The 25,527-nt window shown below is 59.1% G+C and carries 24 protein-coding genes, 1 tRNA gene and 1 riboswitch; of the genes, 20 read left to right on the top strand and 5 right to left on the bottom strand.

Annotated elements, in window-relative coordinates:
* Window positions 1-132: 132 nt before the first annotated feature.
* Entirely contained in the window at window positions 133-783 is a 651-nt protein-coding gene (locus QD357_RS03635; protein WP_107108553.1) for a TetR/AcrR family transcriptional regulator C-terminal domain-containing protein, read from the top strand.
* A 44-nt stretch (window positions 784-827) separates the two neighbouring features.
* On the top strand, window positions 828-1,847 hold the full coding sequence (gene ilvC / locus QD357_RS03630) for a ketol-acid reductoisomerase (RefSeq protein WP_107108389.1): 1,020 nt from the start codon (window positions 828-830) through the stop codon (window positions 1,845-1,847).
* A gap of 81 nt (window positions 1,848-1,928) precedes the next feature.
* Here ilvC and QD357_RS03625 read toward each other — a convergent pair whose 3' ends face one another.
* Window positions 1,929-2,537 (bottom strand): class I SAM-dependent DNA methyltransferase, encoded by a 609-nt coding sequence (locus tag QD357_RS03625; protein ID WP_107108388.1) that lies wholly within the window; start codon window positions 2,535-2,537, stop codon window positions 1,929-1,931.
* A gap of 176 nt (window positions 2,538-2,713) precedes the next feature.
* On the opposite strand from QD357_RS03625, the gene QD357_RS03620 reads away from it, so the two are divergent.
* From QD357_RS03620 to QD357_RS03610, 3 genes are all read left to right on the top strand, one after another.
* On the top strand, window positions 2,714-2,974 hold the full coding sequence (locus QD357_RS03620; protein WP_107108387.1) for a type II toxin-antitoxin system Phd/YefM family antitoxin: 261 nt from the start codon (window positions 2,714-2,716) through the stop codon (window positions 2,972-2,974).
* A gap of 3 nt (window positions 2,975-2,977) precedes the next feature.
* Window positions 2,978-3,391 (top strand): type II toxin-antitoxin system VapC family toxin, encoded by a 414-nt coding sequence (locus tag QD357_RS03615; protein WP_107108386.1) that lies wholly within the window; start codon window positions 2,978-2,980, stop codon window positions 3,389-3,391.
* Window positions 3,392-3,477: 86 nt separating this feature from the next.
* Window positions 3,478-4,707: a PLP-dependent aminotransferase family protein gene (locus QD357_RS03610; protein ID WP_107108385.1), complete on the top strand. Its 1,230-nt coding sequence runs from the start codon at window positions 3,478-3,480 to the stop codon at window positions 4,705-4,707.
* Between the two features lie 215 nt (window positions 4,708-4,922).
* Here QD357_RS03610 and QD357_RS03605 read toward each other — a convergent pair whose 3' ends face one another.
* Complete coding sequence (locus QD357_RS03605) at window positions 4,923-5,981, bottom strand: aldo/keto reductase (protein WP_107108384.1); 1,059 nt, start codon at window positions 5,979-5,981, stop codon at window positions 4,923-4,925.
* Window positions 5,982-6,155: 174 nt separating this feature from the next.
* Between QD357_RS03605 and QD357_RS03600 the strand changes: the two genes are divergently transcribed.
* The 9 genes from QD357_RS03600 to QD357_RS03560 all read left to right on the top strand — a co-directional run bounded on the left by QD357_RS03600 (window position 6,156) and on the right by QD357_RS03560 (window position 15,274).
* On the top strand, window positions 6,156-7,136 hold the full coding sequence (locus QD357_RS03600) for an ABC transporter substrate-binding protein (RefSeq protein ID WP_107108383.1): 981 nt from the start codon (window positions 6,156-6,158) through the stop codon (window positions 7,134-7,136).
* Between the two features lie 16 nt (window positions 7,137-7,152).
* Window positions 7,153-8,847: an ABC transporter permease gene (locus QD357_RS03595; RefSeq protein ID WP_107108382.1), complete on the top strand. Its 1,695-nt coding sequence runs from the start codon at window positions 7,153-7,155 to the stop codon at window positions 8,845-8,847.
* Window positions 8,835-9,866 (top strand): ABC transporter ATP-binding protein, encoded by a 1,032-nt coding sequence (locus QD357_RS03590; RefSeq protein WP_107108381.1) that lies wholly within the window; start codon window positions 8,835-8,837, stop codon window positions 9,864-9,866. Before QD357_RS03595 ends, QD357_RS03590 begins: the two co-directional genes overlap by 13 nt.
* Before the next feature lie 86 nt (window positions 9,867-9,952).
* A complete protein-coding gene (locus QD357_RS03585) occupies window positions 9,953-10,948 on the top strand; it encodes an isopenicillin N synthase family dioxygenase (protein WP_107108380.1) in 996 nt (331 codons plus the stop codon).
* 47 nt (window positions 10,949-10,995) lie between these two features.
* Window positions 10,996-12,108 carry an endonuclease/exonuclease/phosphatase family protein gene (locus QD357_RS03580; protein ID WP_107108379.1) on the top strand — a complete coding sequence of 371 codons (1,113 nt, stop codon included), beginning with the start codon at window positions 10,996-10,998 and terminating at the stop codon, window positions 12,106-12,108.
* Window positions 12,105-12,851 carry a DNA mismatch repair protein MutT gene (locus tag QD357_RS03575; RefSeq protein ID WP_107108378.1) on the top strand — a complete coding sequence of 249 codons (747 nt, stop codon included), beginning with the start codon at window positions 12,105-12,107 and terminating at the stop codon, window positions 12,849-12,851. The genes QD357_RS03580 and QD357_RS03575 overlap by 4 nt, the downstream gene beginning before the upstream one ends.
* Window positions 12,852-12,933: 82 nt before the next feature.
* On the top strand, window positions 12,934-13,851 hold the full coding sequence (locus QD357_RS03570) for a PhzF family phenazine biosynthesis protein (RefSeq protein WP_107108377.1): 918 nt from the start codon (window positions 12,934-12,936) through the stop codon (window positions 13,849-13,851).
* A gap of 125 nt (window positions 13,852-13,976) precedes the next feature.
* Window positions 13,977-14,052 (top strand) — tRNA-Lys (locus tag QD357_RS03565).
* Window positions 14,053-14,989: 937 nt separating this feature from the next.
* Window positions 14,990-15,274, top strand: a complete 285-nt coding sequence (locus QD357_RS03560; RefSeq protein ID WP_107108376.1) for a CopG family transcriptional regulator — start codon at window positions 14,990-14,992, stop codon at window positions 15,272-15,274.
* 15 nt (window positions 15,275-15,289) lie between these two features.
* Here the strand turns inward: QD357_RS03560 and QD357_RS03555 are convergent, their stop codons facing one another.
* Window positions 15,290-15,556 (bottom strand): hypothetical protein, encoded by a 267-nt coding sequence (locus QD357_RS03555; protein ID WP_107108375.1) that lies wholly within the window; start codon window positions 15,554-15,556, stop codon window positions 15,290-15,292.
* An 896-nt stretch (window positions 15,557-16,452) separates the two neighbouring features.
* On the opposite strand from QD357_RS03555, the gene QD357_RS03550 reads away from it, so the two are divergent.
* Together QD357_RS03550 and QD357_RS03545 are read left to right on the top strand one after the other, a co-directional pair.
* Entirely contained in the window at window positions 16,453-17,916 is a 1,464-nt protein-coding gene (locus QD357_RS03550) for an FAD/NAD(P)-binding protein (RefSeq protein WP_107108374.1), read from the top strand.
* 203 nt (window positions 17,917-18,119) lie between these two features.
* Window positions 18,120-18,590, top strand: a complete 471-nt coding sequence (locus QD357_RS03545; protein WP_104823420.1) for an RrF2 family transcriptional regulator — start codon at window positions 18,120-18,122, stop codon at window positions 18,588-18,590.
* A gap of 5 nt (window positions 18,591-18,595) precedes the next feature.
* Here QD357_RS03545 and QD357_RS03540 read toward each other — a convergent pair whose 3' ends face one another.
* Complete coding sequence (locus tag QD357_RS03540; protein WP_245407470.1) at window positions 18,596-19,456, bottom strand: protein-L-isoaspartate O-methyltransferase family protein; 861 nt, start codon at window positions 19,454-19,456, stop codon at window positions 18,596-18,598.
* Between the two features lie 32 nt (window positions 19,457-19,488).
* Window positions 19,489-20,706: an SfnB family sulfur acquisition oxidoreductase gene (locus tag QD357_RS03535; RefSeq protein ID WP_414124042.1), complete on the bottom strand. Its 1,218-nt coding sequence runs from the start codon at window positions 20,704-20,706 to the stop codon at window positions 19,489-19,491.
* Between the two features lie 652 nt (window positions 20,707-21,358).
* Between QD357_RS03535 and QD357_RS03530 the strand changes: the two genes are divergently transcribed.
* From QD357_RS03530 to QD357_RS03515, 4 genes are all read left to right on the top strand, one after another.
* Window positions 21,359-22,774 carry an FAD/NAD(P)-binding protein gene (locus QD357_RS03530; RefSeq protein ID WP_107108370.1) on the top strand — a complete coding sequence of 472 codons (1,416 nt, stop codon included), beginning with the start codon at window positions 21,359-21,361 and terminating at the stop codon, window positions 22,772-22,774.
* Window positions 22,775-22,997: 223 nt separating this feature from the next.
* Window positions 22,998-23,215: riboswitch (cobalamin riboswitch) on the top strand.
* A 107-nt stretch (window positions 23,216-23,322) separates the two neighbouring features.
* Window positions 23,323-23,736 carry a DUF1636 family protein gene (locus tag QD357_RS03525; RefSeq protein WP_107108552.1) on the top strand — a complete coding sequence of 138 codons (414 nt, stop codon included), beginning with the start codon at window positions 23,323-23,325 and terminating at the stop codon, window positions 23,734-23,736.
* A gap of 9 nt (window positions 23,737-23,745) precedes the next feature.
* Window positions 23,746-24,525: an ABC transporter ATP-binding protein gene (locus QD357_RS03520; RefSeq protein WP_414124041.1), complete on the top strand. Its 780-nt coding sequence runs from the start codon at window positions 23,746-23,748 to the stop codon at window positions 24,523-24,525.
* Window positions 24,526-24,538: 13 nt separating this feature from the next.
* The gene (locus QD357_RS03515; RefSeq protein WP_107108368.1) at window positions 24,539-25,498 is read left to right on the top strand and encodes an ABC transporter substrate-binding protein; all 960 of its coding nucleotides are present in this window, start codon (window positions 24,539-24,541) and stop codon (window positions 25,496-25,498) included.
* The last annotated feature ends 29 nt before the right edge of the window (window positions 25,499-25,527 follow it).

Genomic DNA, 25,527 nt, shown 5'->3' with positions numbered 1-25,527 from the left:
CGCCGCGAACCCACCCTGACAAGCGCTCTCTTTTGGCGCAGTGCAGCAACGATTTGCGCTTGACGCTTGCCTCGCCCTCAGTCATAACGACCGCGAACCGTACCGTACGGTACGCATTTGGGAGTGGCCATCGTGCTCAGCGAAGCAGGACAGACGAGCGAGTTTTCGCCGCGCCAGAACGCCGTTCTGGAACAGGCGCTGCGTTTGCTCGTCGATGGCGGCGAAAAGGCGCTGACGACCTCTGGTGTCGCGCGCGCGGCCAATTGCTCCAAGGAAAGTCTCTATAAATGGTTCGGCGATCGCGATGGTCTGCTATCGGCGATGATTGCCTATCAGGCGAACAAGGTGCGCACCTTCGAGCGCAACGGCGAACGGCTGACCGTGGCAAGCCTGCATGACCATCTCGTCATTTTCGCCCGCGATCTGCTGGAGGTTCTGGCGGGCGATGTTTCGCTCGCATTGAACCGTCTGGCGATCGGTCAATCCAACCGCGACGGCTCCAAACTCGGCAAGCTTCTGCTCGAGCGTGGCCGCCGCCAGATCGATCGGCGTGCCAGCGGGCTGATCGATGCCGGGAAGCGGGCAGGACTGCTGCGCTTTACCGATGCCGACGAGGCATATCACACATTCTACGGGCTCATCGTTTCCGATCTGCATGTGCGCATGCTGCTCGGCGAGCCCGGTTTGAAGGATACCAGCCGTCAAGCGGAGAAGGCGGTCAGCGCCTTTCTCAGGCTTTACGGTACGGAAAAAGTTTTGGCGGAAGCAGCAGCGACCGTCTGACAATTCGAAATCTGCACCCAGACAAGCAAAGGGAAGGACAAACAATGCGCGTCTATTACGATCGTGATGCCGATCTCAACCTCATCAAGTCGAAGAAGGTCGCCGTCATCGGCTACGGCTCCCAGGGCCGCGCTCATGCGCTGAACCTGAAGGACAGCGGCGCACAGAACCTTGTGATCGCGCTGAAGGCCGGTTCGCCGACCGTCAAGAAGGCTGAAGCCGATGGCTTCAAGGTCATGACCGTTGCCGAAGCTGCTGCCTGGGCTGACCTGATGATGATGGCGACCCCGGACGAACTGCAGGCCGACATCTACAAGTCTGAAATCGCTCCGAACATCCGCGACGGTGCTGCGATCGCTTTCGCACACGGCCTGAACGTTCACTTCGGCCTCATCGAGCCGAAGGGTTCGGTCGACGTCGTCATGATCGCTCCGAAGGGCCCGGGCCATACGGTTCGCGGCGAATACCAGAAGGGCGGCGGCGTTCCTTGCCTCGTTGCAGTTCACCAGAACGCTTCCGGCAATGCCCTTGAACTCGCTCTCTCCTACGCCTGCGGCGTCGGCGGCGGCCGTTCGGGCATCATCGAAACCAACTTCCGCGAAGAGTGCGAAACCGACCTCTTCGGCGAACAGGTCGTTCTCTGCGGCGGTCTCGTCGAGCTCATCCGCGCCGGCTTCGAAACGCTGGTCGAAGCTGGCTACGCGCCGGAAATGGCCTATTTCGAGTGCCTGCACGAAGTAAAGCTGATCGTCGACCTGATCTATGAAGGCGGCATCGCCAACATGAACTACTCGATCTCGAACACGGCCGAGTGGGGCGAATACGTCACCGGTCCGCGCATCATCACCGAAGAAACCAAGGCGGAGATGAAGCGCGTCCTGAAGGACATCCAGACCGGCAAGTTCACCTCCGAGTGGATGCAGGAATACCGTTCGGGCGCTGCCCGCTTCAAGGGTATCCGCCGCAACAACGACAGCCACCAGATCGAAGAAGTCGGCGCCAAGCTGCGCGGCATGATGCCCTGGATCGGCAAGAACAAGCTGGTCGACAAGAGCGTCAACTAAGCTTCTTCGGGTCTATACCGCAATGAGAAAGGCCGGGGAGGGAGACTTCCCCGGCCCTGAACGTTTCAAGATGTTTACGGCTCAAGTAGCCGATGGAATGCTTTTGCTGGCTCTCATCCGCAGCCATTTCGTCGGCTTACCATCGTAGCCGCTACCGTCGGTTTCGTTGAGTGAAATCTCTTTCCAGCCGGTCGAGATCAGCAGGTCGTTCAGCCAGTCGGCCGAGAGATAGTTGTAATATCGGCCGAAGCTGTCGTAACCCTCGGTGTCTCCCGCTTTGAAACTAGCGTGAAATATGCCGCCGTTTTTCAGGGCTTTGTGGACGCGGTTGAATATCCCTGGAAGATCCGATCGTTGCACATGCAGCAGGGATGCTTCGGCCCAAATGCCGTCATAGGCTTGATCGTCCTCCAGTTCTTCGAACTTGCGAACGATCACCGGCTTTCCGAGCAACTTTTCAGCCTGCCTGGCCATTTCCGCCGAACCATCCATGGCGGTGACGTTAAAACCCTGCGCGATCATATAGGCCGCGTCCTGACCGCCGCCGCAACCAAGCTCGAGAATCGACGCGCCGGCGGGAAGGGCATTCAGAAAGGCATCGAGCCGACGCTGTGGCAGGCTGCGGTCGCGCACTGCATAGGTGGCGGCGTTCTCGTCGTAAAAAGAGGATGTGCGGTCGTCGTTCGTCATAAGGATTTCTGCTCGGTTGGGGGCATACTAATCGCAGTAATTTCTATCTCGAATACTGCTGCCCTTTGCGCTCACATCAAGGCCCAATTGTCAGAATAGCGGGATTGCAGGTGAAATTAGAGCTTGAACGGGCTATAAAAGTAACTAGTCTTAAAACTAGTCAGAAGGAGCGTGTTATGCGGCAGTGGCCAGTTCAAGACGCGAAAGCGAAATTTAGCGAGATGCTTGATGCCTCTTTGGAGGAGGGACCGCAGCTCGTGTCAAAAAGAGGCGAGCCCAAAGCAGTGCTTATTTCCGTTTCTGAATGGGAGGCATTGAACAGGCGCGCTAAGCCGTCTGCTAAAGAAGTCCTCCTAGCGCCCGAACCGAGATTCGAACTCGATGTTCCGTCTCGCAAGGAATGGGTATGGCGAGATATCAGTCTGAGCGAGGGTTGATACTTGTACCTGCTCGATACGAACGTGGTCTCCGAACTACGCAGGATGAAACCCCATGGTGCGGTACTTGCTTGGATCGGCACCGTTGGGGATAGCGATCTTGCAATTTCAGCCGTTACTATCGGTGAGATCCAGCGCGGCATTGAACTGACTAGGGAAACCGATCCGCAGAAAGCGAGCGAACTCACGCGTTGGCTGGATAGTCTAAAGCTTGGAATTCGGGTCATTTCCTTAGATGCGGAATGCATGATCCGATGGGCGCAATTCATGCATCGCAAATCGCCGACGCTGATTGCCGATGCAATGATCGCGGCGACCGCATCGGTTCATAATCTCACTATCGTTTCACGGGATATCGTCGATTTCTCGAGCTTTCCCGTCACTGTTCTCAACCCTTTCGACTATAAATCTTCTTGAGAGCGCACAAAATAGGTCAGCATTATTGACTTATCGTTTGTTGCGTGGTCTTGTGGTGCAAAGACCAAAAATTACGAGGAAACCCCATGTTGAATTGGGAAAATATCTTTGCGACGCGTTCGAGCCGTATGCGCGCCTCCGAAATCCGCGAACTGTTGAAGCTGCTGGAGCGTCCAGACATCATCTCGTTCGCCGGCGGCATTCCCGATCCGGCGCTGTTTCCGGATCAGGAATTCAAGCAGGCTTATGCCGACATCTTTTCCGGTCCGGCTGTCAACGCCGCCCTGCAATATTCGGTCAGCGAAGGCTACAAGCCGCTGCGCGAATGGCTGGTCAGCCAGATGGTGGCGCTTGGCGTTCCCTGCGAGCTCGAAAACGTCTTCATCGTTTCCGGTTCGCAACAAGGTCTCGATTATCTCGGTAAGCTCTTCCTGTCGCCGAAGGACACGGCACTCGTCACCGCACCGACCTATCTCGGTGCGCTGCAGGCCTTCAATGCCTATGAGCCGACCTATGATCAGCTCACCCCGAACGGTAACCGCACGCCGGCCTCCTACCGCGCGGCTGCCGAGCAGGCGGGCGGCAAGGTGAAGTTCGCCTATCTCTCCGCCGATTTTGCCAATCCGACTGGCGAAACCGTCGATCTGGACTCCCGCGAAAAGCTGATCGATCTCGCCGACGAGATGGATATCGCCATCATCGAAGATGCGGCCTATCAGTCGCTGCGTTATGACGGCGAAGCGATCCCGCCGATCCTGGCGCTGGAAATTGCCCGCAAAGGCAATATCAACGATACGCGGACGATCTATTGTGGCAGTTTTTCCAAGACCTTGGCCCCGGGTCTTCGTGTTGGTTTCGTCGTTGCGAACGCGCCAGTCATTCGCAAATTGGTGCTGATGAAGCAGGCGGCCGATCTGCATTCCTCGACCATCAACCAGATCGCCATCCATCAGGTCGCCGAACGCGGCTTCGATGCGCAGGTTGCCAAGGTCCGCAAGACCTACAGCCACCGCCGCGACTGCATGCTGGCGGCGCTTGCGAAATACATGCCTGAGGGTACGAGCTGGACGAAGCCCGAGGGCGGTATGTTCGTCTGGATCACTCTGCCGAAGGGCATGGACGGCGCCAAGCTGCTTGCAAAATCGCTGGAGACGGCAAAGGTCGCCTTCGTGCCGGGTCAGGCCTTCTTTGCCGATGGCTCCGGCCCGAACACTTTCCGCGTCAGCTTCTCCTGCGCCAACGAGCAGATGATCGATGAGGGAATATCGCGGCTCGGCAAATTGATTGCCGACGAGATTGGAGCAATGGCGGCTTAGTCTTTACTTCAATTTTTACCTTCTCCCCAGCGGGGAGAAGGTCGAGCGAAGCTCAGGTTGAGGGGGCGTTGCACCGTAAGGGATGTCTTTCGCTTGCCGCTCAAGACTCACCTCGCGATGCGAGGTGTCCCCCTCATCCGGCCTCTCGCGATTTCGTTTCACTCTATCGCTCGAGCCCACCTTCTCTCCGCGAGAGAGAAGGTGTTGTGTTTTGCTTACTTCGCCAAATGTGGCGCAATCAGCGATAGGTCGGCTTCGCTGAGCCGGTCGCTGGCGGTATTGCGCTGGTGCCAGTAGGGATAGAGCAACCGCGGCAGGCTGACGTCGTCGAGGCGCTTGCGTTCTTCTTGCGTCAGCTTCAGTTCGGCGCTGGCGAGATTGTCCTTGAATTGCGCGTCCGTGCGGCCGCCGATGATGACGGATGTGACACCCTTGCGGCCGATCAGCCAGGCCAGCGCCACCTGCGCCGCCGAGACGCCACGACCGTCGGCAATCTCCACCAGCGTATCGACGATGTTCCACAGGCGGTTCTCGTCGCGGATTGGCGGTTCGGTCCAGCCGGCGAACTGGCGCGTACCCTCCGGCGTCGCCTGGTTGCGGCGATGCTTGCCGGAGAGAAGACCGCCGGCGATCGGGCTCCAGACGAGGACGCCGAGCCCTTGATCGATGCTGACCGGCAGCAGCTCATATTCCGCGTCACGCGCTTCGAGCGTGTAGTGGATCTGCTGGCTGACGAAGCGTTCGCGCTTGTCGCGCTCGCTGACGCCGAGCGCCTTCATGATGTGCCAGCCGGAAAAATTCGAGCAGCCGATGTAACGCACCTTGCCTTGGCGGATGAGTGTATCAAGCGCCTCCATCGTTTCTTCGAGCGGCGTCTGGCCGTCCCATTCATGCAACTGGTAGAGATCGATGACGTCGGTCTTCATCCGCTTCAGGCTGGCTTCGCAGGCCTGGATCAGGTGCTGGCGCGAGGAGCCGGCATCGTTGACGCCGGGACCCATCGGGAAGCGGGCCTTGGTGGCKATCAATACGCCGTTCTTGCGCGGGCCGCCGATGATCTCGCCGAGGATTTCTTCAGAAGCCCCTTGCGAGTAGACATCGGCCGTGTCGATCAGGTTAACGCCGGCATCGAGGCACATGTCGACAAGCCGCTTAGCCTCGCTGACGCCGAGATCGCCGACAGTCTTTGCCCAGCCGACACCGCCGAAGGTCATCGTGCCCATGGTAATGGTCGAAACTTTGAGGCCGGAGCGGCCAAGCAGACGGTATTCCATAGATTATCCTCCAAAAACCGAAGCTGAAACTCGCGCGCTAGGAGATAGTGCAGGGCGCTTATGGTCAAGGTCGAATGATAGTATGAACGGTTCGGCTCGCGATTGCGGATTGTCACAATCATGTTAACCGGCCTCGCTAAGGAACCCTTCTCATCACTCAGCCGAGGACGCTTCATGAAGACGTTTGTTTCCGCTCTCGCCGGCCTGTTGGCCGTCGCCCTTTTCTCCGGCTCGGCTGCGGCCGCCGACCTCGTGCTCTACACCAGCCAGCCGAACGAAGATGCACAGGCAACCGTCGATGGCTTCATGGCTGCCAATCCCGGCATCAAGGTCGATTGGGTTCGCGACGGTACCCCGCAGATCATTGCCAAGCTGCAGGCGGAAATCCAGGCTGGTGCTCCGGTCGCCGACGTTCTTCTGATCGCCGATACGGTGACGCTGGAGCGTTTGAAGGAAGCCGGAAAGCTGCTGGCCTATAAGTCGCCCGAAGCCGCAAATTACGATCCGTCGCTCTACGATGCCGACGGCTATTATTATTCCACCAAGCTGATCACGACCGGCATCGTCTACAACACGGCCGCCTCGATGAAGCCGACGAGCTGGCAGGATCTGACCAAGCCGGGGGCCAAGGGCCTTGTTGCCATGCCTAGCCCGCTCGCTTCGGGTGCGGCTCTCATTCACGCGCAGACGCTTACCGGCGTCGGTAGCCTCGGCTGGGATTATTACAAGAACCTTGCTGCCAATGGCGCAATCGCTTCCGGCGGCAATGGCGCGGTGCTCAAGGCCGTTGCTTCCGGCGAGAAGGCTTACGGCATGGTCGTCGACTACATGCCGATCCGCGAAAAGGCCAAGGGTGCGCCCCTGGAGTTCGTTTTCCCGACCGAAGGCGTTTCGGCCGTGACCGAGCCGGTCGGCATCCTCGCCAGCGCCAAGCATGTAGACGCCGCCAAGAAGTTCGTCGATTACGCTCTGTCGGAAAAAGGCCAGCAAGGCTTCCTGAAGCTCGGCTATATTCCCGCCCGCAACGGCATGTCGCTGCCCGCCGGTTTCCCGGCGCGTGACAGCATCAAAGTTTTGCCGTTGAATGCGGCCGAAGCTCTGAAGAACACCGACCAGGATCTGAAGACCTTCTCTTCCTACTACGGATCGAAGTGATCCAATCGGACGGTCGATGTACGGATATGTGCGTAGGGGAAACAGCCAGCCGACCTGGCTGTTTCCTTTTGTCGTTGTCATCGTGATGCTCTTGAGCGTGCTGCCCCTGGCGCGGCTGGCGGAGGTTGGCATCGGGGCGCTGCTGCGCGGCGGGGCCCATGAACTGATCACCGATCCCGCTCTTTGGCGTTCGACTTGGTATACGGTCGAGACCGCCGTGTTCGGTACGGTCATTTCTGTGATGCTCGGCTGCCTCTTTGCCTTCCTGCTGACATTGACCGACATTCCGGGTAGGGGGCCGCTCGGCTTTCTTTTCGTCCTGCCGATGATGATCCCGCCGCAGGTGACGGCACTTGCCTGGGTGCAGATGTCCGGCCCATCCAGCCCCTTGTTGAAGGCGCTGCACATTGCACCGCCGCTCGGCTCGCCGCGGCCGCTTTATTCCGTCGGCGGCATTGCACTGCTTTATGGTGTACAGCACGCGCCGCTGGTCTATCTCGCGCTCCGGGCCGGCCTGATGGCGCTGCCGCGCGATGGTGTCGAGGCGGCCAGGCTTTCGGGTGCTTCCGGATTTCGCGTGTTCCGCGACATCATTCTGCCGTTGTCACTGCCCGGTGTCATTGCCGGCGCCGCCATCGCCTTTGTCTCTTCTGTCGGCAATTTCGGTATCCCGGCGATCCTCGGCATTCCAGCTTCGATCTTCACCTTGTCGACGCTGATCTTCACCAAATTCTCCAGTTTTGGCCCGCGCACATTCGGTGATATCGCCGTGCTGTCGACGATGATCGCGGTGATTTCGGTTGCCGGGCTTGCTGTACAGGGCAGGGCGTTGAAGGGGCGGGATTACCGCGTCATCGGCCTTTCCGGTGCCTCCGCCGCCTTCGCGCTCGGCCGTTGGCGTCTTGCGGCCGTGCCGCTGCTTTGGGCGATCCTGTTCATCATGCTGGTCGCGCCGTTCTTCGCGCTGGTCGCCGGCGCGCTGGTACCGGCCTATGGCGTGCCTCTGACCGTCAAGACGGCCTCGCTGCATGCCTTCACCGAAATCCTGTTTCGGCAGGCGGTGACGCGCGTTGCTTTCTCCAATTCCTTGTTCCTTTCCAGCATGACGGCGCTTGGTCTCCTCGCGGTGACTGTGCTGGCGGCTTACTCCCTGACGCGGCGCAAGGATATGCTGAGCCGGATCGTCGGCGCGCTGATCGAAATTCCCTATTCGCTGCCAGGAATTATCGTCGCCGTTTGCTTCATCCTGGTTTTCGCAGCGCCGCTGCCGGTTCTCAACATCACGCTTTACGGCACGATCTGGATCATTCTGCTCGCCTATTTCTCGGCCTATTTCGCCGTCAGCCTCAAGCCGGTGATGAGCGCTTTTCTGCAGCTCGATCCGGCGCTGGAGGAGGCAGCACGTCTCTCGGGCGCCGGTTTCTTCCGCCGCCTGGCCGATATCATCGTACCGCTGATCGCGCCGGCGGCGGGCGCTTCGGTCATCCTGGTCTTTCTCATCGCCTGCAACGAGCTGACCGTTTCCGCTTTGCTCTGGTCGGCAGGCACGCAGACGCTCGGCGTCGTCATCTACAATCTCGATGACGGCGGCAGCGCCGATCTCGCCTCCGCCATGTCGGTCATCGTCATCGCCATGGTGGTCACCATGATGCTGGTGCTGGAAATTCTGGCCAAGCGCCTGCCGAAGGGAGTGGTGCCGTGGCGAAGCTGATTCTCAATCACGTCAGCAAGGATTTCGGCACGGGTGGCCGCCCGGCGGTCAAGGCGCTGTCGCTGGAGGTCCGAGAAGGTGGTTTCCTGGCGCTGCTCGGGCCGTCCGGCTGCGGCAAAACGACGGTACTGAGAATGATCGCAGGCTTCGAGCAGCCGACGGATGGTTCGATCCATCTCGGCGAACGTCTGCTGGCCGATGCCGCGAACATGTTGCCGCCGGAGCGGCGCAACATGGCGATGGTGTTCCAATCCTACGCCCTTTGGCCGCATATGAACGTTGCCGCCAATGTCGGCTATCCGCTGAAAGTGCGCGGCATTTCCGGCGAGCGCTACCGTCAGAAGGTGCGCGAGGCTTTGTCGACCGTACGCCTGGACGACTACGCCGAACGGCGGCCTGCGGATCTTTCCGGCGGCCAGCGTCAGCGCGTGGCGCTGGCGCGCTGCCTGGTGACATCGCCGGATGTCGTGCTGCTGGATGAGCCGCTTGCCAATCTCGATCGTCATCTCAAGAAGGAGATGGAGGAGACCTTCCGCGAATTCCATCAGCGCTCCGGCGCCACCATGGTCTATGTCACCCACGACCAGAGCGAGGCGATGGCACTGGCGACGGATGTCGCCGTCATGTCCGAGGGACGGCTGCTGCAGGTCGCAGCCCCGGCGGAAATCTATGCACGGCCGGAGGGACGGCTGGTCGGCGGATTGGTGGGGCAGGGTGCGATTCTGTCGCTCGCCATTCCGGATGGTAAGCCGCGGCTTATCGATTGGCCGGCGCTGAAGATGATTTGGAGGGAGCAGGAGGACAAGACCTTGCATGCCAATATCCTTATTCGGCCCGAGGATGTTGTCGCCGATGCTGAGGGCATCTCTTGCAGGGTGGAATCCGTCCTTTACGAAGGCGAGCGCTATGCATTGCGGCTGTCGCTGCCGGATGGTCAGGTGCTCCGGGCCTATAGCCGCGAGGCGGTGAAACCGGGCGATATCTATGCGGTCGCCGTTCGGTCGGCATGGCGGCTATGATCGGTGTCGTGAGCAGAAGACAATACGGTTGTTCGCCGCTTTTACCTGTGCTTGAGTTGCCCGATGTCACGAATGGGAGTCGCGCCATGTCCGATCACAACTTCCCGATCTTCGATCTCGGCGCCTTCGAGGCGGCCGGCGAAGGGGAGAAGAGGCGGCTTGGTGCAGAGGTCGACGAGATCTGCCGTTCGACCGGCTTTCTGGCGATTGCCAACCATGGTGTCGATGAGGCTGTGATCGGAGCCATATGGGCAAAGACGCGGGCTTTTTTTGATCGGCCCGCCGATGTCAAGCAACGGGCAAAAGCGCCGTATCCCGGCTACCCCTATGGCTATCTCGGACCGGGCACCGAAGCACTCTCGAAATCGCGCAATATCGACACGCCGCCCGATCTCAAGGAGAGTTTCAATGGCGGGCCGCCTGCCGTGCCGGCCGGCATGACCGACCCGGAAGCGCTCGGCTTCTGCTATGCCGCCACCATCTGGCCGGACGGCCCGGAAGGCTTTGCAGAGGCGTGGAAGGCCTATTACCGTTCGATGGAGGATTTGGCAGCGCGGATCATGCGCGTCTTTGCCATCGCACTCGGTCTCGACGAGCACTTCTTCGACGGCTACGTCGACGCACCGATTAGCGCGCTCAGGGCGCTGAATTATCCCGAGCAGCGTGTCCCGCCACAGCCGGGCCAGTTGCGTGCCGGGGCTCATACCGATTACGGCAGCCTGACGATCCTGCTGCCGCAGCCGGGCTCCAAGGGGCTGGAGATCATCGCGCCGGACGGTCAATGGACGCCGGTGCCTCCGGTACCCGGCTCTTTTGTCATCAATATCGGTGACCTGATGGCGCTGTGGACCAATGATCGCTGGGTTTCGACGGTGCACCGCGTCGTCAATCCGCCACCCGAAGAAGGCGGCATGCAACGACGGCAGTCGCTGGCGTTCTTTCACCAGCCGAACTGGTTTGCCGAGATCGCCTGTCTGCCGTCGTGCCTTCCGCCGGGCGAGGAGCCGAAATATGCCCCCGTTCTCTCCGGCCCCTATCTCATGGGCAAGTTCAAATCGACCGTCACGGCCAAGCCCAATTGATTTGGGCGAGCTAAGCCGGCTCATATCTACACAAACCGGAATGCCAGATGTCCCTGCGCCTTGCMACCTTCAATGTCGAAAACCTGCTGACCCGTTTCGATTACACCGGTTTCCGCAATCAGTTGCGCCAGGACCGTGTGTTGAAGCTGTTCGATGTGCAGAACGAGATCATCTACCAGCAACTGGAAGCAGCGCGCGTGGTGGCCGCTACCGACGATACGAGGCAGATGACGGCGCTTGCGATAGCCGATGCGGATGCCGACATCATTTGCCTGCAGGAAGTCGACAGCATGGCGGCGCTGCAGGCCTTCGAATACGGCTATCTCTACCGCATGGTCGGCAATGGCTACCGGCAGAAATTCCTGATCGAGGGCAATGACGCCAGGGGTATCGATGTTGCCGTGATGATGCGCGAGGAGACGCGTGACGGGCAGCCGATCGTGCTCAGGGATATCAAAAGTCACGCCATGGTGACTTATCGAGATTTCGGCCTTTTCAGCGATGAACTGGCGGAACTTGGCCTGCATGTGGACGACAAGATCTTCAAGCGCGATTGCCTGGAGCTTGATTTGACCATCGGTGGCGTTCCGCTTTCTCTCTATGTCGTGCATCTGAAATCGATGGGGCCAGGGCGGGAAGGTGTCGATGGTCGCGATTCGACCATGCCGGTCCGCCGCGCCGAGACGCTTGGCGTACGCCGCATCATCGAAAACCGTTTTGGCGCCGGTCATACGGCCAAGAAGAATTTCGCCATCTGCGGCGATATGAATGACTATCAGGAGCGCGTCGACGTCATCGGCACACGCCATACCGGCTATCGCTTCAAGCATCGCGATGAAGAGAGCAGCGCGCTCGATGTCTTCAGTAAGGACGGTTTCGCTGAAAACGTCATGCGTCGGCGCGATGCCTTGGATCGCTGGACGCTGTATCACGCCCGCGGGCCGCAGGAGCAGTGGCTTTGCCAGCTCGACTATATCTGGCTGTCTCCGGCCTTGGCGCGTGCCAATGCGGCGCGCTTGCCCGACGTCGTTCGCTCCGGTCAGCCTTTCCGTACCATATTTCCGCCCGGACAAGAGGTAGAACGTTATCCACGCACCGGTTGGGATAGGCCGAAGGCCTCCGATCATTGCCCCGTAGTMATGACATTGGATCTACTATGACCCACGCTTTCAAATTGCGAAACGATGTGGCCGCCTGGCCACCGGAAAAGACCGTATTCCCGGTCGCGCACGTTAATCTCGCCGTTGTTGCCGGCGACCATCCCTTTCATCTCAGCAATGCCAAGGCGGCGCAGGAAAACTGGGAGAAGGAGATCGCCGCCAATCCGGCACTTTTCGATGGGCGGATGGTCTTCCAGCATCGTTTGTCGGTCAGCGAGCAGGCCGTGAAGGGCGAGGCCTATGTTACGCCGTTCTCCACATTCATGTGGTGGCGCAAACAAGCGGAGCGCAGCGGCGGTTTCCACGTCTTTGCTTTTCCGGTCGCCGTCTCCTCCGACGGCGCGATCATCGCCATCCGTATGGCGGAGCATACCGCCAATCCCGGCCAGGTCTATTGCGCTGCGGGTTCGATGGATGAAAACGATATTGTCGACGGGCACTGCGATATCGAGGGCAACATGCGGCGCGAAGTCATGGAGGAAACCGGCCTCGATCTTGGCGATGCCGTCGCAGAGCCGGGCTATTACGCCACGCATGAGAATCTTTCCGTCACGCTGTTCCGCATCTTCCGGTTTCCCTGGACAGCGGAAGAGATGCTCACGCGGATCCGTGCGCATATGCTGGTGGACCACGAAAAGGAAATCGACGACGCGGTTGCCATTCGTTCGGCCGATCCTGCGGCGCATCGTTACAGCGCGGCAATGCCGCCAATTCTTGCGTGGTTCTTCGGTCGTCAGGAATAGCTTTAGCTTGCGCTCAAATGCGTTGCCGTTATGTATGGTTGAGCAGGGTTCTACAGTCTAGAGTCACGTAATGGAGGCAGGGGTGGCCCGCAGCTTCAGTGTCTATGATGTATTCACCGACAGCAAACTCGCGGGCAATCCGCTGGCAGTCATCTTCGACGCCGAGGGATTGGATGACGAGGCGATGCAGGCGATCGCCAAGGAAATGAATCTCTCCGAGACGGTGTTCGTTCTACCGCCGCAAAATCCGGCGCATACGGCAAGCCTGCGCATCTTCACGCCCGGCCGCGAGCTGCCTTTCGCCGGCCACCCGACCGTTGGCACGGCGATTGCGCTGGCCGAGCGGACGCATGCCAGCCATGGCGGCGACGTCGATCTGGTTTCGGTTCTTGATGAGCGAGTGGGGCCGGTGCGCTGCGCTGTGAGATTGCGGCAGAGGAGCGCGAGTTTCGCCGAATTCGACCTGCCGCGGAAGTCACAGCAGATCATGCTGCCTCTCGACAGGGCCGATATCGCCAATGCACTCAGCTTGAAGATCACCGAGATCGGTTTCGAGAATCATGTGCCGTCGATCTGGAGCGCCGGCGTGCCGTTCCTGCTGGTGCCGGTGCACGATGTCGGCTCGGCCGAGCGGATGGAGTTCGATCCGCAGCTTTGGGAAAAGACCGTCCCCTTCGTCGACGGTGCGCTCGCCTCGGCCTTCATCTACTGTCGCGGCGCGCTCAATCACACGGCCAAGTTCCATGCCCGCATGTTCCCGGTCGGGATGGGCATTCTCGAGGACCCGGCAACAGGCTCGGCGGTGGCCGCGCTCTCCGGCGCCATCAACCACTTCGACCGCCTGCCGGATGGCCACCATCCGGTCATCGTCGAACAAGGAGTCGAGATGGGCCGCCCTTCCTTCATCCATCTCCATATCGACATCGACGGCGGCGAAATCGCCAACGCCCGCATCGGCGGTCAGGCCATACGCGTCGCGACCGGAATTCTTGAGCTTTGATTTTGTAAGGTTTTTGGGGCTCTTCGAAATTTTTTTGACGATTAACCAAAGAAAATTCATCTGGCCGCTGGACAATCAAACCGATCCTATTTATATGCCCGGTCACACCGCGAGCGAGCGGTTACGGGTGATTAGCTCAGTTGGTAGAGCAGCTGACTCTTAATCAGCGGGTCGTAGGTTCGAGCCCTACATCACCCACCATTTATCTTCTTGATTTGTCAGGAACATCGCTGAAAATGCTTATTAGCTTCCGCCATTCGAGCGGGAGCCATGAAGCATCAAAATCCCTTCTGCAGAACGCAACGTCCCGAAATAATCCCGAACATCGGCCTCCTGCGTCGTGATCAAAATGTTGACATTGATCTAAGGGAATTTTGCGCTCATGCAGGGAGCCGCAGCCGCCCACATGCGCTGGGTACTCTCCTCAATAGCGATCCCCAGCCGCCTAAGATCCTAATCGCCAAAGCGACTCGATTCGATACTTCCGTTTGGAGAGCGGACAAGCGACTATTGCGGTGAGTCTATCTGCCAACACCTCCATCTCCGCAGTCAGGCAGAACCGACTGCTATTCGTCCCTTGCAAAGGAGGCACGCGATTCTATCCATTCATTAGGCGCTACTGATCGACTAAGTATATGTCCGTCAACGCCAAAGGAAAAAGATGTCTGAACATTCGCGCTCGCTAGAGTCGACAAGGCATTGCCTCTCGGACCGAAAGCCTAAAGGGACCATTATTTATATAGTGGTTGCAGCAGTTGCTGTTATTACCGGGGTCACTTCAGTGCGCCACGAGAGCCCAGTGCCACAGCCGCCGCACATTGCGAAGATGCTTCAGTAAGTGGACTGATTGGTCCCGTCTGATTGAGCCCAGGGCGATATCCTTCCCTTAAGAGCCTTCCCCAAATGAGAAGAATTGGCTGAGCTGCGAAGCAGAAGTGCACCGAAGGATGCTCCGCGCTCAGTTGACTGCGGTTAGAGCCGCACATTCTCCGTGACGCCGTTGATGAATTTGAGCCATTCACCGGCTGCAAGCCTCTTGAGCACGGTTGACGCTGAGCCGTCGGTTGGGAACAATCCTCGCGGGCCTGGGTTCTGTTTCGCTAACGGCGCGATACGTCGTTGCGAAAGGAGGGCCCGGATGACGACACGCGAGTATGCCGGTTTGCTTGAAGACGCCGCCAACCGCGTCGCGGATATGTCGCGTGCAGAACTTCAGATCATATTGCGGCGAACTGCGTTGATGCTCAGAAATTCCGCCTCGGTGGCCTTGGATGGCGATGTAGAAGACGTGATTGCCAGCATCGCCGACGAACTCGGTATGACGCGAAACGACATGATCCGCTACATCCTCAAGGAATGGCTGAAGACGAACTCATATCTGCCGATGCGGGAGCTGGATAGCCCGGTGGATGGCTCTGCCTGAGCAACGAACCACTGATCAGTGCAGCGCGTCGATCACCTTCGCGTCTGGATTCGCAGCGCAGGCTTTGTCGATGGTTTCGCCCAATTTGCTTTCCTTGAGCGTGCCAAGCTTTGGGTCGCCTCTGGTGGCATCATACACTGCTGAGATTATGTCCTGCATGCCTTGGTGACTATCCGAATTATACTCTTTGCAGGTCACAGTGGCTGGATCGACGGTTGCCGCACTGAGTGTCGACAGCGCGAGCATGAGGAAGGCGAACGATAGTGCAGGGGTGCGGACCATGTGACCCTCCATCGTGAAATGGCCGATCCAGAAGACGACGGTTATGCTATCAGATTTCGTTGCAGACGTCTTCCGTGGCTGTGCACGCTCTGAGCATGGTCAGCGCCATCGCCGCAACTTCATTGCACATGATTTATTGCATAAGGCGATGCCGGGAGGCGGTTCGAATAATCGGGGTCCGGCGCAATTAGCGTCGCGACGATCAAGATGCATCCCATCGCGATGACTGCTCCGGCATAAAGAATGAGCGCAAGGTGGCTTTCGTGCGTGGCCATGGCCGAACTCATAGATCTCTGAATCTAACTGCCGGCGTTAAAGGAAGTTCCCCGCATTGGTATGTACCACCGGTGCGATCGACGGATCGCTTTCGGAGCAGGACCGACTTATGAAATTGGAGTTGAGAAACGGGGATGAGCGGCGGACGCACAGCTATACCAATTCGCCATCGCTGGCCTCTGGATTCCGCCATTCGGTTTGGGGCTTAATTAATGCCTTTTATGCCCGCCGCCTTCCATCACGCTGAATACCAAAATGGCTGCGAGAACCAGAACCAGCATATAGTCGAAGGGGGTCAGCAGGTGGAGCAGTTCCATGATGTTTCTCCTCCCAGAGAACACGTACCAGAACAATCGGCAGTATGTGCCTTTGTTCCGTGTATGCCAAGATTTTCACATCTTGCGGTGCAATAGAGCTATTGTGCGAGGCACAACCAAGTGCTTGTTTGCACAGCTCTTCTCGGCTTGATGAATGCTAGCGGCCCATTGGAAAACCATCGAGCTGCCGTCGGCGTCGTATTGTCAATAAATTTTATAGAGTATATTCCTATGCCTTGGGACATGCGCGGTTGATGGCGGCGAGGTGTCCCGCGCAGTCGAGCGATCTGGAAGGATTTGACGATGACCACTTGTTCTCACGATCAGTCGCGTGATCGGCCTGTCATCGCAATCATTGGCGGCGGCGTTTCCGGGGCGGCGGTTGCCTTTCACTTACTGCAATCGCAAGCGCTGCAGCCCGGTCAGCTCTTCATTTTCGAACCGCGCGCCAGACTCGGGGCCGGGCTTGCCTATGATACCCGCGACCCTGCCCATCGCATCAATGTGCCGGCGGCAAAGATGAGCCTGCTTCCCGACGACATCGAGCATTTCCAGCGTTGGCTTCAGGAAAGCAATGCGCTGGAGGGCGACGAGACGGCTGTCGCGGCGAATGGCGGTCTGTTTCCGCGGCGCGGGCTTTTTGGTCGTTATATCGGCAGTATGGTGCAGCCTTTTATCGATAGCGGCGCCATCACTCATGTTGCTGAGCAGGCTACGGATGTCCGGCGCCTAGACGGCCGCTGGGTGGTTACGGGCGAGGCGGGGCGGCGCTTGGAGGCGGATATCCTTGTCATCGCCACGAGCCATCCGTCGCCGCTGCCGCCGCGGTCGTTGCAAAATGCGCTTGCCGGCCATCCGCGTTTTGTTGCGGACCCAACGCGGCCGGATGCACTCGATGCTATCAGGGCCGCCGACCGCGTGCTGGTGGTCGGTAACGGCCTGACTTCTGCTGACGTCATCGCCTCCCTCGAGCTGCGCGGTCACAAAGGACCGATCACCGCAATCTCGCGACGTGGGCTGCGGTCGCGCGGGCATGCGCCGGTCAAGCAGGAGCTGTTCGGCGATTTCGTCAGTCACCCGTCGCGGACGGCACTTCATCTTCTGAGGCGGGTGCGCGCCGCCATTCGCACGGCGGAAGGCGAGGGGTGGAGTTGGCATGCGGTCATCGATCAGGTGCGCGCGCAGGGGCAGGATTTGTGGCGGGCATTGCCGGTCAACGAGCGGCGTCGCGTCGTGCGGCATTTGCGGCCCTTTTGGGATGTGCACCGTTTCCGTGTTGCGCCGCAGGTGGAGGCCGTCAGTGAAGAGGCGATTCGCGCCGGCAGGCTGGAGGTGTTCGCCGCCTCCGTCGCATCCGTAGAGGCGAGGGGCGAGGTGATTGAATGTACGCTCCGGCTCGGTCGATCGGATAAGAGCCTTAATCGCCAATTCGACGCGGTCGTGGTGACGACCGGGCCGGGCCATCGCGGCATTTTGGGCTCGCAAGGCTGGATCGGCGCGCTTGCGGATACGGGCTATCTCGCTATCGATGCCGCAGGGCTCGGCCTTGCCTGCGACACGGCATCGCGAGCGCTCGGCGTGGACGGCAAGTTGGCACCATCGCTGTTCATTTCAGGACCTCTCGCCCGGGGTACTTTCGGCGAATTGATGGGCTTGCCTGAAGTGATCGAGCATGCCGTCTTCGTCTCCGAGCAGGTGGTATCGGCAGTTGCGGACCACACCAAGCACAAGCATAACAAGCTAAAACTCGACAACAGCGCTGCATAAAGGCATAAAAAACGCAGAATCGTTGCTTTGACGATACATTTGCCTAAATTTACTCATATAAACTATACAATTTGTGAGTTATTGTCTTGTTCGGAGGAGGCGACGGCGTTACTTCCGTGGTCAATGACGGAACAGAGCCGGTTGAGTCTCGATCGAACCATGCCGGACTTCCAACAATCGATTTTGCAGTAAAGCGGATAGCGATGCTCACGAAAAAAGGAAAATACGGGTTGAAGGCTCTCGTGGACCTGGCACGTCTGGGGCCGGGCGAGACTGCGTTTATCAACGACATCGCATCCCGCAACAATATCCCGAAGAAATTCCTCGACACTATCCTGTTGGAACTGCGCAATGCCGGCGTGCTGCGCTCCAAGAAGGGACCGGGTGGTGGCTATTCGCTGTCGCGCCCTGCCTCCGACATCCGCATCGGCCATGTCATCCGCACGCTCGACGGTCCGCTCGCGCCGATCCGCTGTGCCAGCCGTACAGCCTATGAAGCCTGCGACGATTGCGCCGATCCGGAGCGCTGTCATGTGCGCCGCTCGATGACGGAAGTCCGTGATGCGATTGCGGCGATCCTCGACAATATGACGCTCGAACAATTCGTTGCCGGCGGCGGGCCGGGAATCGAGATCGAAGAGCAGGAAGACTATCGCGCTTCGAATATCGGCTGACCCTTTCAGCCATTCCCTGATTGTTCGTCGTCTCCAGCTTTTGAGAACCACAGATCCTTGTAGATCGCGACGGCGGATTCATCAGGCGCGCGATCCTCGGTCAACCAAACCCTCCTGATCGACCAGGCGTCGTCAACGCTTGGGGACTTGCTGCATTCGGCAAGATCAGAGGCGCCGACGCAGGGGATGAACCATGACGGCATCAAGGGCCGTGCCGTATAGCCAGTCTCCGTGCGCGTGATCAGGACAGCAATCCCAGCCTTCTTGTTGGCCTGCCAGGGAAAGATGATGCGGCCGCCCGGCCGCAATGCTTTGAGCCACGATGCCGGTGGGGCGATTGCTCCGGCATTCATGTAGATGAGATCGGCGTCCGGCAGCGCCAGAGTGGTTGCGTCGCCTTGTATCAGGGAAATTCCCTCGAATGGCCTCAGATTTTCGCGCGCACGACTGGCTAGGTCTTCTTCAATTTCGAATGCATGAACATGACCGTTCGGCAGCACCAGCATCGACAGAAGTGCGGTGTAGTATCCCGTTCCCGCGCCAATATGGATGACTGTCTCGCCGGACTTCGGAGAGGCAAAGCCGATCCAGGCCGCGTGCAGGAAGGGTTCCCCATTGTTGATGCCCTTTGTTCTGTCCAAAGCGACGAGCGCATTTTGATAGAGAAAGGCGGGATCGGCGCTGGGCGTTTCGACATATCGCCGATTGACCGTTATCAGCCAGGGCCCCGGCCCCAGGAAGGTTTCGCGCGGCACAAGCTCAAAAATCCGCTCTAGCCTTTCATCCAGGGAATTGCTGGCGGCAACCATCATTTTCGCGTGGAAAGCTCGTATCTCATCCAAACTGGCACGGCGATTTGCAGTCACGGGCTCCCCCCATTTTTCTGCTACAAAATTCGTCAGAGCGTCCAGTTCTTCGGCGGGATCACGCCGTTGAGATGGTAGTTGCCGACGATGTGATATTTCCAGCGTACCGGGTCGTGCAGCGTATGGGTCCGGGCATTGCGCCAGTGGCGGTCGAGATTGAGGCCGATGCGCGTGGAGGAGGTGCCAGCGAGCTCGAACAGCGTATTCGAGGCCTCGATGGCGATTTCCGTCGTCAGGGTTTTCGCAGCGGCTACGGCAAGCGTTGCCTCGATCACATCGTCTTCGGTTGGGTTGATCTGGGCTATATCGATCTTCTTGCCGGCGCGTTMCAGCATCGCGGCGGCCGCCTCGATGCGAATGGCGATCTGGCCTATTCTCGCGATGGTCAGCGGATCGTCGGCCGCTCGCTCGACGCCGCTGTCCGTCCAGGGACGGGCATGCGTTTTCACAAACTCCACGGTCTCGGCGAAGGCGGCCCGGGCGATGCCGAGATCGATGCCGGCATGGATGATTTGGCCAACCGAACCGATGGTCGTTGCCCGCTCGAAGCCTTTGTGATGCAGGACGACAGCGTCCGCGTTGACATAGACATTGTGCAGGATGGTCGTGCCGCTGCCGGATGTGCGCTGGCCGAAACCGTCCCAGTCGTCGATGATCTGGATGCCTTCGGTGCCGCGCGGAACGAGTGACATTGTGAGGTCGTCCTGCGCATTCAGCGCAAAAATGGCGATCCAGTCGGCAAAAAGCACGCCGGTGGAATAGAATTTGCGGCCGTTGACGCGAAAGCCAAGTCCGTCCGATGTCAAGCGCGTATTGTATTGACCGGCCGTTGCCGTGCCGAGTTCGGAGAATGCATTGCCGAAACGGTCACCGGCCAGCGCCCTGGAGAAGAAGAAGTTCTTCTGCTCTTCGCTGCCGTCGATGCGCAGCGCTTCCAGAATGTAGAAATGGTTTTGCGGAATTTGTGCGATCGAAGGATCGGCTTCGGCCAGGATAGCGATGATTTCGGCAAGAACTGAGTTGGAGATATCGAGGCCGTCATGTTCGGACGGAGTGGTGATGCCGAGCAGGCCGGATTGCGACAGGGCCTCCAGTTCTTCGTAGGGCAATACGCGGTTGATGTCGCGGTCGCTTGCCTGCTGAGAGAACCGGGCGGCCAGCGATCGCGCGATCTCCAGCGCTTCCTCATCGCTTTGAATGCGGTGTGCGAGCGGCCTGACCCGCTCGTGCAACTGTGAAACAGTTCCCATTCATGACCCCATCAGGGTTGGCATATCAGTGACTTAGCGGTGCGAAAGCGGTATGATCGTAATTTCTATAGATCTACTCTACAATGGTTTTTCTTTGCTTATCCAGATTTCGCTACCCGCCATAATAGGCATCGAATGGAGAAATTGTAAGCGGGCGGCTCAGTGCAGCCGCCGCTGGCAGCAGGGCTATCAGCTATTTTCCGCGTTCACCAAAAGGGTCTGGGATCAGCGGGCCAGGTCGGCGAAACCACAGGTGCACAGCGTCTTGTGCGAGGCCATGTCGTAAATGTGATCCACCTTCAAAGACGTCGGTCGCAAGAAAGCGCTTGCTACCGGCGCATTTTCGCGCTTTCATATACGACTAAATAAGTAGACAATAGCAACAATTACCTCGTCGGGCCGCCGAAAGGCTCGATATGTGAAGGTTGACGAAGTGAAATTGGTTCCTGGTTGCGTGGGAACCCGCCCAGAGCCTCTCGTTTTCAGACGCCCTGGGTTCAAAAGAACCAGAGCGGCCATTGTGCGTTTACGGATGCGCGGCGCTCTAGCGGCCAAGCGTTCGGTGGCCGCGCGCTGTGTGCGGTTCACAGGCAAAGTATCAGTATGCCCTTAGAAAAGCATGATCGACCACCTCTTTGCCCCAGGAGTTGATATGACGGTTCAGGGACTTTTTTCCGCCAGGGCCAACGCCTCGGCACAAGCCTATGCAATACCGCGTATCGCCGTCATCGGCCGCGGCTTTTCCGGTATGATGATGGCAATTGCCTTGATGAAAACGGTGCGGACGCCGTTTCATCTGCAGCTTTTCGATCCCAATTCCAGCGTCAGCGGCGGTCAGGCTCTGGCGTCCGGCCATAGCAGCGAAATCCTGAACAGCCGTGTCCGCGATCTCTCGGTTTCTGCTGGCGATCCCGATGATTTCAACGATTGGCTCTGTAGCAATGCGACGTTCCGCAGTGCCGTGCCGGCTGCAATACCAGGGTTTTTGCAGATATTCGTCCCCAAGAGCATTTTCAGCGACTATGTCTACCAGCGCTTTTCCGAGGCGCTGTCGTCGCGGCGGGATATAACCGTGCAAGTCAGCGGCGAGACGGTGACCGGCCTTTGCCGCAGCCATGGTGACCGCTTTATGGTCGAGAGCGCCGGCGCTGCCAATCCACCGTTCGATACGGTGATCCTGGCGACCGGTTACGGCATTGCCGATCATGAGCCGCAGAGCGGTGAACCCGTGGCGACGCCGACGACGGTCCGCGCGCGCCGCCTGGTGTCACGCCCGCATACGGTATTGCTCGGCAGCGGTCTGCGCGTCGTCGACCGGCTGTTGCAGATGCGCGACAACGGCTACGACGGCCAGATCACCATCGTTTCGAGACATGGCTTCCTGCCGCAGAGCCACACCCGCAGCAATGCCGATCCGGTCTTTCCCGCAGAAGCCATGCCCGGCAGTCTCAGCGACATCGTGCGTTTCATCCGGCGGGCTTGCGAGAACGCCGAGGCGAACGGGCAAAGCTGGCAATCCGTCATGAACGGCCTGCGCAAACATGCGCGCTCGCTCTGGCGTTCGCTGCCTGCGGGACAGAAGCAGCAATTCAATCGCCATCTGCGCGCTCTTTACGATAGCCACCGTAACCGCCTGCCGGAGGCTCTCTATGTCCGGCTGAAGCAAGAGCTGGCGGAGGGCAATACGCTGTCGCGCCGCGGGCAGTTCCTCCGGCGCACGCCGACCGGATTGATGCTGAAGCCCGCGGGTCAGCAAGGCGTGGAACAGATCTATGCTGACGAGGTGATCGATTGCCGCTGCCAGGAGCCTGATCTCGACACGCCATTAATGTGGAGCCTGATCGAGGCGGGCCTCGCCACACCGGACGAACTTGGTCTCGGTCTGGCTGTCGAAGCGACGGGTGCGCTTTCCGTGGATGGACAAGCGACCGAGGGGCTTTTTGCCATCGGCCCGCTGGGACTCGGGAGCTTGCCGGATATCGATCTCGTGCCCGAGATCGTCACGCAGGCCTATGCGGCTGCGGATGGGGTGGCTGCGCGGTTCTATCCGCAGTGCAAGGCTGTGTGACCAGGATTGATCTTGCCGGCCCTTCAATAAGCTCGGGGCGAGATAGCGTCCACGTTCGCCATAGCCTCCAATGAATAAGAGCTTTGGAACCCGTCGCCGCATCTGATTTTTGTTGTTGAAATTAGTAACGTAATAACATAACGAAATTACTTCGATCATGCAGCCGGGACTTAGGGTAGTGCAGACATTGATCATATCGCCATTGCTCGTTTCGATTTTCTGTGAGATGAACGACGCCGATGGTGCTGCCGCCGGAATCATCCGGAGGGCGGCTGAAAAGGGAACACGGTGCGGATTACCCATCAGGGGCCAAAACCGTGGCTGCCCCCGCAACTGTAAGCGGAGAGCGCGTTCGCGATATACCACTGGCTTCATGCCGGGAAGGTGCGAATGGGCTGTKACCCGTGAGCCAGGAGACCTGCCATCGATAACGTCAACCGCAACGGACGGGGTGTTCCGATGGAAATTCAGTGGTTGGGCGGGGGCGCATTCGCGTCCGCAAGCCCTATCTTGACTTTGCCTCCGGCGAAATCTCCGGGAGGCTTTTCATGGACAAAGCGAAAGAGCAGACGCATCGGATCACCGTGTGCACGAGTTGCCGCCACGTCGGCGCGCCATGCCATCCCGGTCTCGATCTGCTGAAACATTTGCAGGCGGCTATTGCCGAGGCCGGTGCGACACTTTCCGACGATTTCAGTCTGGAGGGCAGTGTCTGCATGGCTGGCTGCGACCGGCCATGCACCGTCGCCTTCCAGACGTCGGCAAAGGCGACCTACCTCTTCGGTGACATCTCGGGCGAGGCCGATATCGGCGCGCTCGTCTCCTTCGCGGAGCTTTATCGCGATCGGCCCGATGGCCTGACACGGGAAGGCGATCGCCCGAAAATGTTGGGCGGCAAGACATTGGCGCGCATTCCGGCAGCCATCCTTTCAGCCGAGCGTCACGCGACGCTTTTGCAATAGGAGCGGGTCATGCTGGAAAAATGCTTGCGATTGGAAGCTGACGGCGTCACCTGGGGCCCGTATAGGGGAAAGCCAATCATCCGGGACATCAGCCTGTCCGTGAAAACCGGAGATCGGCTGGCGATTATCGGTCCGAACGGGGCGGGCAAATCGACCCTGCTGCGCTGCCTCTATCGTGGTATCCGGCCGCAACAGGGTCTGGTGCGCCTCGACGGCACCGATCTCTGGTCGATCGGCCCGCGCGAAGCGGCGCGGCGTATCGCCGTCGTCCTGCAGGAGACGCCGGGTGATTTTCCCTTCAGCGTTCGTGACGTGGTGATGATGGGCCGCATTCCCCATCGCAAAGGCATGGCGCGTTGGAGCGAAGAGAATCATGCGGCAACGGCGGCGGCGCTTCTCCGCCTGGACCTCAAGCATCTGGCGCTCCGGCAATTCGCGTCGCTTTCGGGTGGCGAGAAACAGCGGGTATTGATTGCCCGCGCGCTGGCGCAGGAGCCGGAGCTGATCATTCTCGACGAGCCGACCAATCATCTCGATATCCGCCATCAGCTCGAAATATTGGCGCTGTTGAAAGGCCTTGGCCTGACGATCATCACCACTCTGCACGACATCAATCTCGCCGCCGATTTCGCGACGCATGTTGCTGTGCTCGATTCCGGCCGTCTGAGCGGTCACGGCTTGCCTGCCGAAGTTCTGACCGCCGAGCGCATCTCATCCGCATTCCGTGTCGAAGCGAGCCGTCAGGTCGCGGGCGACGCATCCCATCGTTTTAGTTTTTCTCTTCGATAATTTGGAGCCGTTTATGTCTTTCCGCATGTCCTTGTCCGCCACCGGCTTGCTACTCGGCACACTCTTTGCCGGCGCTGCTCTGGCTGAGCCCGTCACCGTGCGTAGCTGCAATCGCGATGTCACCTTCGACAAGGCGCCGGCGCGCGCCGTTTCGAACGACGTCAATCTTACGGAGATGATGCTGGCTCTGAAGCTCAGGGATCGTATGGTCGGATATACTGGCGTTTCCGGCTGGAAGACGCTGGATGAGAAGCTCAGGGACGGCATTCAGGAAATGCCGGAGCTATCGCCGAAATATCCGACCAAGGAAGTGTTGCTCGGAGCCAATGCCGACTTTTATTTCGCCGGCTGGAACTATGGCATGAAAGTGGGCGGTGAGGTGACACCCGAGACCATGGCGCCCTTCGGCATCAAGGTCTATGAGCTCACCGAATCCTGCATTTTCGTCATGCAGAAGAACAAGCCGACGATGGACGACATGTTCGTCGACCTGCTGAATCTCGGCAAGATTTTCCGCGTCGAGGATAGGGCCGAGGCCTTGGTTGCCAGCTATCGCAAGCAGCTTAGCGATATCCGGTCGAAAATCAGTCATGTCGACAAGCCGACCCGCGTCTTCGTCTATGATTCCGGCGAGGAAAAGCCCTTCACCTCGGGCCGCTACGGCATCCCGACGGCAATGATCGAAGCGGCTGGCGGCAGCAATGTCATGGACGATGTCGAAAAGAGCTGGACGGAGGTCTCCTGGGAGCCGGTGATCGAGAAGAACCCCGAAGTCATCGTCATCGTCGATTATGGCCAGGTCACCGCAGCCCAGAAGATCGCATTTCTGAAGAACAATCCGGCCTTCAAGAATATCGATGCGGTGAAGAACGACCGTTTCGTCGTGCTGCCCTATGTGGAGGCCACGCCGGGACCGCGCAACATCGAAGCCATCGCCGCGCTGGCGAAGGCATTCCATCCCGAGGCGATGTAACCAACGACAATGCCGATCCGTCCAGTCGA

Source organism: Rhizobium sp. BR 317 (assembly GCF_047445835.1).
GTDB lineage: Bacteria > Pseudomonadota > Alphaproteobacteria > Rhizobiales > Rhizobiaceae > Rhizobium > Rhizobium paranaense.
Note: the sequence above shows the minus strand (reverse complement) of the source record. Positions and strands in the feature narration are given on the sequence as shown.